Genomic DNA, 11493 nt, shown 5'->3' with positions numbered 1-11493 from the left:
CACGCGATCGCCGTGTCGATACACGCGTTGCCGGATGAGTCTCTCTATGTCGTTCGCGAACTTTTCGTAGAGCTTCATCCGCCTCGCCCCGCCTGCGGTGAACCGGCCCGTGACGCATCGGCGAGCATGCCGCGTCGATGCGGGAAGCCGGATAGCCGTGCGCGATCGCGGGCGTTCCGGTTCGAGCGTCGTCCATTACCGAAAGTGAAGGCGGATATCAATGCGAAACCCATCATGACAGGGATCGGCATCCTACTGCGTCAATTCGGCGAATGTAAGTGACAGTTTGGCGGTGAAACGCCAAATCGCGCGGACGTGGTGAACAGATGGAAAGACGGCGGCACGCGGCGTTCTCGTGCCATCCGTTTCTGCGGCGTGCATGTTGCTGCGGGAACATGTCGCGACGTCGCAACGTCGTGCCATGTCATCACGCGACATCGATCCGTGCGTGTCGCGTCACGCTCGGATCAATGCGCGGCATTCCCGATCGTCGTGTCGGGCAGCGGCAGCGCGACGCGCACGTGCATTCGAAGTGTGCGAATGCGCGCGCGTCGGCGATGTCATCGGCGCAAAGATCGATCGGCCGCGCCCGACCCGGCAACGCTAGCACGATCGCAGGAAGCACGGCGATAGCGTCGCCGCGATGCCGGCGCATTGCACGGCACATTCGCGCACGGCGCGAACGCGCCCCGCCTACCCGAGCGCGTGACGAACGACCTTGCCGCCGAACCCCGTCACGACGTTGTCGACCGAGAACGGCGTGACCTCCCGCGCCTCGAGAATGACCGCGGCGCTGCCGGGCACGAGCTGCGTCGCAACCGATTCGACGAACCGGCCGTCGAGCAGCGCGTGGCCAGCCGCATCGGCGACGGTGCCGAGCCCCGCGCCGGCCGCCATGCCGGTCGCGACACCGAGCGGCCCGGCGAGCATCCCGAGCAGGCCGCCCGCCATCGCGCCGATCAGCCCGCCCTTGAACGGCGGCGCTTCGGCGTTGAGCACGGCGAGCTTGCCGGCCGCGTCCTTTTCGACGGCGATGCCGTTATAGATATGAAACCCTTCGTGCTTCTCCGACAGCGCGTCGAAGTCGTTCGCCGCGCGACGGGCCGTGTCGGCATTGCCGAACACGGCGACGATCAGTTGCCTGGCCATTCGATACCTCCTGCATTGACGATCCGGGCGACCGCCGCCGATCGACGGCCGTCCTCGGACGATTCGGGCCGCATGCATGGCGCGCCCGGCATTCAGGCATTCGATTCCCCGCCCCGCAGTCGGGCTCCGCCCGCCTACCTGCGCGCATGCGCATCGTCGCCGGCGTCGTCGGCCTCGATCGGGAACCGGTGCTGCCCGAAACTGAGGATCAGCACGCCCACCGCGAGCAGCACGATCCCGAAGGTGGTCATCAGCATCCGCTCGGGGCTGTCGGTCGCGCCGCGCAAGATCAGATCCCGCGCGAGCGACGTCATCGCGATGAACAGCGGAAAACGCACCGGCAAGCGGCCGAGCCGCAGATAGCGCACGTCCATCGCGAGTACTTCGAGATACAGGAACATCAGCAGGAGATCGGTCAGCGACACCTCGCCGGCCAGTACCACCCTCCACGCCTCCTGCGCCATCGCGAACACCGTCGCGAGTCCGATCACGATCAGCCCGCCCAGCTCGGCGGCATGAAGGAAATGACCGAAGCGACGGCGCAGGTGTTCGGCCGGCGGCCAGGAAGCGGTAGACATGTTCGACGTGTCGGGCGATGGAATGATGGGGACCGGAAAGCAGCGCCGCGGCCGGCTTCACCGGCGCGCGCATCGTCGCGAATCGCGAGCGAACCCAATCTACCGCGCACGTCACACGGTCTCAAGAGCACAGCGTCGCGCGCGTCAGGAGCACAGCTGGGCGAAGCCCGCACAAACCGTTCATCGTTTGACCCATTCGAATGACAGATTGACGATACGTGTTCCAAAGACCCGCCGAAGCTGCTAGATTGCATGCTCGACGACGTTACGCGGTGCGGAACAGCCACGCGCCGGGCGAACGCGCGGCCACCCTGCCTGCCGCCCCTTTTCGCGCCCGGGCGACAGGCCGCCGCCGCCGCTGCGGCCCGTTGCGCGATGCCCGCGCAACGTCCTTCATCCGCATGTCACAAAGAGAACAGTCGCATGACACAGTCCTACCGTTCGCCCTCGCGCGCCGCGGCATCCGCGGGCCGTTCGTCCCGACATGACTGACCGGCAGGCCGCGATGCAAACCCGTCCCCCGCTTTCCCAGGCTGTCCACAGCACGATCACGCGCAGCGCGATCTTCCTTGTCGCCACCGTCAACCCGGGCGCCGACCGCGCCGACACGATCCGAGGATGGTGCGGCGACATCGCCGCGCTGGTGCGCTCGGTCGGCAAGCGCGTGCCGGACGGCAACCTGTCGTGCGTCTGCGGCTTCGGCGCCGACGCATGGGATGCGCTGTTCGGCGCCCCGCGCCCAGCGTCGCTGCATCCGTTCCGCGAATTCGGCGCCGGCCAGCGCGTCGCGGTCGCGACACCCGGCGACATTCTGTTGCACATCCGCGCCGAAGCGATGGACCTGTGCTTCGAACTCGCGACGCAACTGCTCGGCGCACTCGGCGACGCGGTCACGGTCGTCGACGAAGTGCACGGCTTCCGCAATTTCGACCAGCGCGCGATGATCGGCTTCGTCGACGGCACCGAGAACCCGGAAGGCCGCGAAGCGGTCGACTTCACGGTGATCGGCGACGAGGATGCCGGATTCGCGGGCGGCAGCTACGTGATCGTGCAGAAGTACCTGCACGACATGGCCGGCTGGAACGCGCTCGCGGTCGAAACGCAGGAGCGCATCATCGGTCGCACCAAGCTGTCCGACATCGAACTCGCGCCGGACGTGAAGCCGTCGTGCTCGCACAGCTCGCTGACCACGCTCGACGAAAACGGCCAGGAAGTGAAGATACTGCGCGACAACATGCCGTTCGGGCGGCCCGGTTCCGGCGAATTCGGCACCTATTTCATCGGCTACGCGCGTTCGCCGGCGCCGATCGAACAGATGCTCGAGAACATGTTCGTCGGCCGCCCTCCGGGCAACTACGACCGGCTGCTCGACTACAGCCGCGCGGTCACCGGCTCGCTGTTCTTCGTGCCGTCGGCCGACCTGCTGGAAGCGCTCGCCGATCGCCCGGCGCCAGCCGATGCCGATGCTGCCCCGACCGCCCGGCCGGAACCCTCATCACCCGAGTCGCGCCGTGACGGCTCGCTGAACATCGGATCGCTGAAAGGAGCCAAAGCCTATGAATAACCTGCACCGCGAACTCGCGCCGATCTCGTCGTCCGCCTGGGAACAGATCGAGGAAGAAGTGGCACGCACCTTCAAGCGCTCGGTGGCGGGGCGCCGTGTGGTCGACGTCGAAGGCCCGGCGGGCCCCGAACTGTCGGCCGTCGGCACCGGGCACCTGCTCGACGTGGCCGCCCCGCGCGAGCAGGTCGGCGCGAGGCTGCGCGAAGTCCGCACGATCGTCGAACTCACGGTGCCGTTCGAACTGAGCCGCGATGCGATCGACAGCGTCGAGCGCGGCGCGCGCGACGCCGACTGGCAGCCGGCGAAGGACGCCGCGCAGCGGCTGGCCTTCGCGGAAGACGGCGCGATATTCGACGGCTACCGGGCTGCGGGCATCGTCGGCATCCGCGAAGGCACGTCGAACCGCAAGCTCACGCTACCGGCCGACGTCAGCGCGTATCCGGACGCGATCAGCGACGCGCTCGAAGCGCTGCGGCTCGCCGGCGTCGACGGCCCGTATTCGGTGGTGCTCGGCTCGGACGCGTACACGGCGCTCAGCGAGGCGCGCGACCAGGGCTATCCGGTCCTCGGCCACATCAAGCGGATCGTCAGCGGCGAGATCATCTGGGCGCCGGCGATCAGCGGCGGCTGCGTGCTGTCCACCCGCGGCGGCGATTACGAGCTGCACCTCGGCGAAGACGTGTCGATCGGCTACACGAGCCACACCGACAAGGTCGTCCGCCTGTACCTGCGCGAAACGTACACGTTCCTGATGCTGACAAGCGAGGCATCGGTGGCCGTGGCGCCGCAGGGCAACGCGGCGGCCTGACGTCCCGCTCGCGCGCGATGCCTGGCCGGCGTCGCGCGCACCGGCCGCGTTGCCGGCCGCACGTTCGTCGCCGACCGAACCATCCTGCATGGAGCATGACTTGACGTCCTCCCTCGCCTAAAGACGGGGGATTCCCGCACCTGGCGATGCACGTCCGAATCGGAGAATGTTCTGCGCAGCGTTGGTATCTCGATCATGCACGACACCACAGTCACTGCAGGTCCACTCTCTTGTTCGCAGTCCCGCGATACCTTTCGGCCGCGTCGTGCCGTCTTTCGACCCGCACGCCGAACAGGACTGGGTAGAACCGCTTTCGTCGACTTCCTCGAGCGTGGCCCCGTGCGCCAGTGCCCTGTAACGGAGCTTGTTTCGGAAGGACGACCAGGATGCGTCGCAGACGCTCTTCGCCATCCTGGTTCTGGCGAGTTTCGTGGCCGACACATTGCCGACCGCGATGTAGTCGAAGCGCCGCACCAGATCGAGCGCGAGTTTGCGCTGGAAATCGGCGCGAGCATTTGCGACCTTCGCATGCAACTTCGCGACATGCCGCTTGTGCTTGCGCGCCCGTTGCGCGTTCGGCAGTTTCTCGCCGGTCGAGAGCACGGCGAAGTCTTTCAGACCGAGATCGATGCCGACCCCGAAACGGATCGGCCGGGCCTGAACATCGGGCATCTCGATCACGATGTTGAGACACCAGTTGCCACGCGCATCCTGCGCGAAGTTGGTTCCGTCCTTGATCTCGCCTTCGGGAAGCGGCCGGCTGTTGAACACGCGAAAGGTGTTGCCGGCGAAGCGGAATGCGCCCCCTTCTCGCTTCAGATCAAGGCCCTTCAGCGGCACCAAGCCAAGCGGTTTCCTGCCGCGACAGCACAGGTAACGCCGCCGGTGCTGACTGCGCGACTTCGCGTATTGCTCGCATGTAGCGTTGATCGTGCCAGAGTGAATGCCAAGCGCCTTGCTGCTGCCGGTCGTCAGCACGTTCAGGTCGAAACCGGTCGGCCACCTCTTGTTCCATTTGAGCGCGTGCTTATGCGTGTCGTTGCAGCAGCTCCAGGCGGTGTTCTCCACGCGGCTCTGCTTGTTGAGCAGTCCGTTGAGCGACTTCACCCGGCAGCGGTAAAAGAGGAGCATGCTGGTGGTCCTAACCCGTTGAAAAAGCTGCCTGTCAACAGCAGGCCTTTCCTTCCGCCATCCGCCCCGACGGACGTCTCCTTGGGGGAAATGGCGGGATTTCTCGGAGCAAATGCTGATGAGCGAATCGAATGACGCACTACAGGCGCTGCAAGCGTCGATCGACAGCCTGAAGCAGGCCGTCGACGCCAACGCCAGCCGCCAGGCCGGCGACACCGCCGTGCTGTTCACCGTCGTGTCGCTGATGCTGGCCGAGTTGCCGCCCGACACCCGCAACCTGATCGAGGATTCGTTCTCTGTCTGGGCCAATGGTCTGCAGAATGCGGCACTGTCAACCGACGTGAAGCAGATCGCGCGCCAGCGGCTCGCGATGACGCTCTCGGACTGACACCGGCGCCACGGTTGTGCCATTCCGGCCCATACCGTGCAACCCGCCCGCCACGTCATCCTCTCCGCGCCACGCACCGGTTGCGGTGCGCGCGCGGCGCGGCGTCACGCGCCCTCGCATCCCGCCGCACCGCACCATCGCGCCGATGCGTGCGCACCGCGTTTCATCCCTCACACCCCGTCCCGCCCACCGCCCGCCGGCCTCCTGCGCGCCGATGCCGCACCGCGCTCCGTGCGCGTCGCGCGCCGGCATTTTTCCGCGTTGCGCACACCGCAGCCGCATACGCGCGCCGCTGTGCTCCTTGTCGCGCGCATCCGCACGCATGTGAGGGTGCAATTCGCGGCCGGGCCGGCGCGGAACTGTGTCTTGGAGGCCCCCGCCCGATTCGCTATTTTGAACGCAGTCGCAGTGATGTTGCGGGCTATGCGCAGCACCGGTGCCGCCGGCGTCGGCCATGGCCGTGCGCCGCACCGGCGCGCGCTGCGTGATCGGGCGGGCGCGGCGCGTGCGCCACCGGTCGCGGCGCGCCGGTACGCCCCGGCGTCGTACCGCATCGGGACTTCCCCTTCGATCCATGTTCATAGACAGGAGCCAGACCACCATGCCCGCACTTTGCGATATCTGTCACGCCCGGCCGGCCGTCGCGCGCGCCACCGTGATGCAGGACGGCGAGCGCAAGACGATCTCGATCTGCGACTACCACTTCCGTCAGCTGATGCGGCATCAGAGCATGCTGAACCCGTTCGACTCGCTGCTGGGCGGCGGCGGGTCGTCGCTGTTCGGCGAGCCCGGCGACGAATCGCCGCTCTCCGCCGAGGTTCCGCGCGAATCGGTCGACCCGACCGACGCGTTCAGCGAGCAGACGCTCGAACTGCTGCAGCACGCGGCCGAAAAGGCCCACGAGCTGCGCCGCACAGAACTCGACACCGAACACCTGCTGTACGCACTCGCCGACACCGACGTGTGTGCCGCGCTGTTGAAGGAACTGAAGCTGTCGCCGCAGGACATCAAGGCCTACATCGACGAGCACGCGCACACCGGCACCGCATCCTCCGACGCGTCGCTCGACAAGCTGTCGATCTCGCCGCGCGTGAAAAAGGCCGTGCAGTACGCGTTTCAGGCATCGCGCGATCTCGGCCACTCGTACATCGGCCCCGAGCATCTGCTGATCGGTCTCGCGTCGGTGCCGGACAGCATCGCCGGCACGCTGCTGAAGAAATACGGCGTGACGCCGGAGGCGCTGCGCCAGAAGGTCGTGAAGGTCGTCGGCAAAGGTGCGGAAGACGGCCGCGTCGATGCGCCGACCGGCACGCCGAACCTCGACAAGTTCGGCCGCGACCTCACCGCGATCGCGCGCCAGGGCAAGCTCGATCCGGTGCTCGGCCGCGCGCAGGAAATCGAGAGCACGATCGAGGTGCTCGCGCGCCGCAAGAAAAACAACCCGGTGCTGATCGGCGAGCCGGGCGTCGGCAAGACGGCGATCGTCGAGGGGCTGGCGCAGCGGATCGTGAACGGCGACGTGCCCGAGGTGCTGCGCGGCAAGCGGCTCGTCGAAGTCAACATCAACTCGATGGTGGCCGGCGCGAAGTATCGCGGCGAATTCGAGGAGCGTGCGAAGCAGCTGATCGACGAAGTGACTGCGAAGCATGACGAACTGATCCTGTTCATCGACGAGCTGCACACGATCGTCGGCGCGGGCCAGGGCGGCGGCGAAGGCGGCCTCGACATCGCGAACGTGTTGAAGCCCGCGCTCGCGCGCGGCGAACTCAGCCTGATCGGCGCGACCACGCTCAACGAATACCAGAAGCACATCGAGAAAGACGCGGCGCTCGAACGACGCTTTCAACCGGTGTTCGTGCCGGAGCCGAGCGTCGAGCAGACGATCGTGATCCTGCGCGGGCTGCGCGACAGCCTCGAGGCGCACCATCAGGTGACGTTCGCCGACGACGCGTTCGTCGCGGCCGCCGAGTTCGCCGATCGCTACATCACGTCGCGCTTCCTGCCCGACAAGGCGATCGACCTGATCGACCAGGCCGCCGCGCGCGTGCGGATCGGCGCGACCTCGCGCCCGGTCGACATCCAGGAAGGCGAAGCGCAGATCGCGCAACTGAAGCGCGAGCAGGACTACGCGACTTCGCGCAAGCGCTTCGACCAGGCGAAGCAGTTCGAGGAGCAGATCAACGAGAAGCAGCAGTCGCTCGACGAGAAGATGGAAGCGTGGCAGCGCAAGACCGGCTCCGAAACGCTCGAAGTGACCGTCGAATCGGTCGCCGAAGTCGTGTCGCGGCTGACGGGCATCCCGGTGTCCGAGCTCACGCAGGAAGAGCGCCAGAAGCTGCTGAAGATGGAGGAGCAACTGCGCGAGCGCGTGGTCGGCCAGAACGACGCGGTGGTCGCCGTCAGCGACGCGGTGCGGCTGTCGCGCGCGGGGCTCGGCCAGACCCACCGGCCGATCGCGACGTTCCTGTTCCTCGGGCCGACCGGCGTCGGCAAGACCGAGCTCGCGAAGGCGCTGGCCGAGACCGTGTTCGGCGACGAGCAGGCGATCATCCGCATCGACATGTCCGAGTACATGGAGCGGCACGCGGTCGCGCGGCTGATCGGCGCGCCGCCCGGCTACGTCGGCTACGACGAAGGCGGCCAGCTCACCGAGCGCGTGCGGCGCCGCCCGTACAGCGTGATCCTGCTCGACGAGATCGAGAAGGCGCACCCGGACGTCTATAACGTGCTGCTGCAGGTGTTCGACGACGGGCGTCTCACCGACGGCAAGGGTCGCGTGGTCGACTTCAGCAACACGATCATCATCGCGACGAGCAACCTCGGCGCCGCGATCATCATGGACAACCTCACGCAGCCGGAAGCCGCGCGCAAGACCGACAAGGCGATCCGCGACGAACTGATGCAGGTGCTCAAGGGCCACTTCCGCCCCGAATTCCTGAACCGGATCGACGAGGTGATCGTATTCCATGCGCTGTCGAAGGAGAACATCCGCTCGATCGTGCAGATCCAGCTCGACCGCGTGGTGCGCACCGCCGCCGCCCAGGACATCACGCTCGTGATGGGCGACTCGCTCGTCGAACACCTGACCGAAGCCGGCTATCAGCCCGAGTTCGGTGCGCGCGAACTGAAGCGTCAGGTGCGTCAGATCATCGAGACGAAGCTCGCGAAAGAGATCCTCGCGGACAAGCTGAAATCGGGCGATCGCGTCGAAGTCGATTACGACAAGGCCAGCGACGAAGTGAAGTTCAACAGGCTCGCGCCGCCCGAAGCGAAGGACGCGAAGAAGGACGCCGGCGGCAAGGACAAGGCGAACGGCAAGGCGACGAAGGCGTCTGGCGATGCAAAGGATGCCGAATCAAAACCCGAAACGCCTCCGGCCGCCGCGAAACCGTCCGGCAAGAAGGCTTCCGGCACGAAGAAGGACGCGCACTGACACCGCGCAGGTGCGGGTACCCAGGCACGCATGACCGGCTCCGTCCACCCGACGGAGCCGCCCCACGCCGCGATGCGGCGCAACCCGAGCCACCCGGCAGCGGAACCGGCTCAAGGAGACTCACATGACAAATCGACGCGAAGTGCCAGGCATCAGGAAGTACGATGGGCCCGCCGGCGGTTGGGGCGCGCTTCGCGCGACAGCCGAGGCCGTGCGCACGCAGATGGAAACCATCGAGGCGCCGATCGTGCTGATGCGGACCAACCAGCCGGACGGTTTCGACTGTCCCGGCTGCGCGTGGCCCGACAAGGAACACAAGTCGACGTTCCAGTTCTGCGAGAACGGTGCAAAGGCCGTCACCTGGGAGGCGACGACCAAGCGCGTGACGCCCGAGTTCTTCGCGGCGAACACCGTGGCGTCGCTGCTGCGCATGTCGGACTATGAGCTGGAGAACATGGGCCGGCTCACGCATCCGCTCGTCTACGATCGCGCGACCGACACATTCCGCGCGGTCGCATGGGATGACGCGTTCGCGCGCATCGGCGAAGTGCTGCGCGCGCTGCCGCCCGACCAGGTCGAGTTCTATACGTCAGGCCGCGCGTCGAACGAAGCCGCGTATCTCTATCAGCTGTTCGCCCGCGAGCTCGGCACCAACAACTTCCCCGACTGCTCGAACATGTGCCACGAGCCGACCAGCGTCGGCCTGCCGCAGTCGATCGGGATCGGCAAGGGCACCGTTTCGCTGGAGGATTTCGACCACTGCGAGCTGATCATCTCGATCGGCCACAACCCCGGCACCAATCATCCGCGGATGATGGGCACGCTGCACGAGTGTTCGCGCCGCAACGTGCCGATCATCGTGTTCAACCCGCTGCGCGAGCGCGCGCTCGAACGCTTCGCCGATCCGCAGGACATGATCGAGATGGCGTCGTTCGGCTCGACGCGGATCGCGTCGACGTACTACCAGGTCGATGCGGGCGGCGACGCGGCCGCGCTCAAGGGCATCATGAAGGCGCTGCTGCAGCTCGAAGCCGAGCGCGGCGACGTACTCGACCGCGACTTCATCGCGCAGCACACCGAAGGCTTCGATACGTTCTCCGCCGACCTGCAGGCCACGTCGTGGGACGACATCGAGCGTGCGAGCGGCCTCGCCCAGGCGCAGCTCGAACAGGTCGCGCTCGCGTATGCGAAGTCGAACGCGACGATCGTCACGTACGGGATGGGTGTCACGCAGCACAACAAGGGCACCGCAACCGTGCGCCTGATCGCCGACCTGCTGCTGATGCGCGGCAACATCGGCAAGCCCGGCGCGGGCGTGTGCCCGCTGCGCGGCCACTCGAACGTGCAGGGCAACCGCACGGTCGGCATCACCGAGAAACCGTCGGCCGCGTTCCTGCAGAAGATCGAGGAGGTGTGCGGCTTCAAGCCGCCCGCGCATCACGGGCACGACGCCGTGCAGGCGATGCAGGCCATGATCGACGGCCAGGCCAAGGCGCTGCTGTGCCTCGGCGGCAACTTCGCGGTCGCGCTGCCCGATCCGGACCAGTCGTTCCCGGCGATGGCGAAGCTCGACCTGAGCGTGCATCTCGGCACGAAGCTGAACCGCTCGCACTTGCTGGTCGCGAAGGAAACCTACATCCTGCCCGTGCTCGGCCGCACCGAGCTCGACATGCAGGCGAGCGGCCGGCAGTCGATCACCGTCGAGGACTCGATGTCGATGGTGCACGCATCCGCCGGCAAGCTGAAGCCTGCATCGGACGAACTGCGCTCCGAGCCCGCGATCGTCGCGGGGATCGCCCATGCGACGCTGCCGGCCAGCAAGGTCGCGTGGCTCGACCTGATCGCCGACTACGACCGCATCCGCGACCTGATCGATCGCACCGTGCCCGGCTTCGAGGCGTTCAACGAGCGCATCCGCACGCCCGGCGGCTTCCGGCTGCCGCTGCCGCCCACCGAGCGCGTGTGGCCCACGCCGACCGGCAAGGCGATGTTCTCGGTCTACACGGGCGTGAAGGAAGACGCGGACGTGCTCGGCGGCGAGCAGGTGCTGCGGCTCATCACGCTGCGCAGCCACGACCAGTACAACACGACGATCTACGGGCTCGACGACCGCTATCGCGGCGTGTTCGGGCGACGCGACGTGCTGTTCATGAACGTCGCGGATCTCGCGAAGTACGGGCTCGAACACGGCGACCTCGTCGACATCGAGACCATCACCGCATCGGGCCGCACGCTGCGCCTCGAGAAAATCACCGCGATCGAGTACGACATCGCGCCGGGGTCGGTCGGCGCGTACTACCCGGAAGCGAACGTGCTCGTGCCGCTCGACTACATCGACAAGGAAAGCGGTACGCCGTCGTACAAGTCGGTGCCGGTGCGCGTCGCGCGCGCGGCGGCCGTCTGACCGGCGGGCCGGCTCGTAGCGCAAGCGAGCCGGCCTGC

At 66.9% G+C, this 11493-nt stretch carries 9 protein-coding genes; 6 read left to right on the top strand and 3 right to left on the bottom strand.

Annotated elements, in window-relative coordinates; translation table 11 throughout:
- On the top strand, positions 1-282 hold a 282-nt coding region (locus tag J7024_RS25290; protein ID WP_234745569.1), incomplete at its 5' end, for a hypothetical protein.
- 411 nt (positions 283-693) lie between these two features.
- Here J7024_RS25290 and J7024_RS25285 read toward each other — a convergent pair.
- Together J7024_RS25285 and J7024_RS25280 are read right to left on the bottom strand one after the other, a co-directional pair.
- Entirely contained in the window at positions 694-1149 is a 456-nt protein-coding gene (locus J7024_RS25285) for a DUF1269 domain-containing protein (RefSeq protein ID WP_124897775.1), read from the bottom strand.
- Between the two features lie 134 nt (positions 1150-1283).
- Positions 1284-1727 (bottom strand): phosphate-starvation-inducible protein PsiE, encoded by a 444-nt coding sequence (locus J7024_RS25280; protein WP_124897774.1) that lies wholly within the window; start codon positions 1725-1727, stop codon positions 1284-1286.
- A 484-nt stretch (positions 1728-2211) separates the two neighbouring features.
- Between J7024_RS25280 and J7024_RS25275 the strand changes: the two genes are divergently transcribed.
- Together J7024_RS25275 and J7024_RS25270 are read left to right on the top strand one after the other, a co-directional pair.
- Positions 2212-3291, top strand: a complete 1080-nt coding sequence (locus tag J7024_RS25275) for a Dyp-type peroxidase (RefSeq protein WP_175752220.1) — start codon at positions 2212-2214, stop codon at positions 3289-3291.
- Positions 3284-4099, top strand: coding sequence for a family 1 encapsulin nanocompartment shell protein (locus J7024_RS25270; RefSeq protein ID WP_124897772.1), 816 nt, complete (start codon positions 3284-3286; stop codon positions 4097-4099). Before J7024_RS25275 ends, J7024_RS25270 begins: the two co-directional genes overlap by 8 nt.
- 117 nt (positions 4100-4216) lie before the next feature.
- Here J7024_RS25270 and J7024_RS25265 read toward each other — a convergent pair whose 3' ends face one another.
- Positions 4217-5230, bottom strand: a complete 1014-nt coding sequence (locus J7024_RS25265; protein WP_124897771.1) for an RNA-guided endonuclease InsQ/TnpB family protein — start codon at positions 5228-5230, stop codon at positions 4217-4219.
- Positions 5231-5348: 118 nt separating this feature from the next.
- Between J7024_RS25265 and J7024_RS25260 the strand changes: the two genes are divergently transcribed.
- From J7024_RS25260 to J7024_RS25250, 3 genes are all read left to right on the top strand, one after another.
- Positions 5349-5618, top strand: a complete 270-nt coding sequence (locus tag J7024_RS25260) for a hypothetical protein (RefSeq protein WP_124897770.1) — start codon at positions 5349-5351, stop codon at positions 5616-5618.
- Between the two features lie 601 nt (positions 5619-6219).
- Positions 6220-9051, top strand: coding sequence for an ATP-dependent Clp protease ATP-binding subunit (locus J7024_RS25255; RefSeq protein ID WP_124897769.1), 2832 nt, complete (start codon positions 6220-6222; stop codon positions 9049-9051).
- Positions 9052-9175: 124 nt separating this feature from the next.
- On the top strand, positions 9176-11455 hold the full coding sequence (locus J7024_RS25250) for an FdhF/YdeP family oxidoreductase (protein WP_124897768.1): 2280 nt from the start codon (positions 9176-9178) through the stop codon (positions 11453-11455).
- Positions 11456-11493 lie beyond the last annotated feature (38 nt).

Origin of the sequence: Burkholderia sp. WTPI3, from assembly GCF_021483755.1 — a bacterium.
GTDB lineage: Bacteria > Pseudomonadota > Gammaproteobacteria > Burkholderiales > Burkholderiaceae > Burkholderia.
The sequence above is the reverse complement of the archived record's forward strand: the minus strand, read 5'-3'. Positions and strand labels throughout refer to the sequence as shown.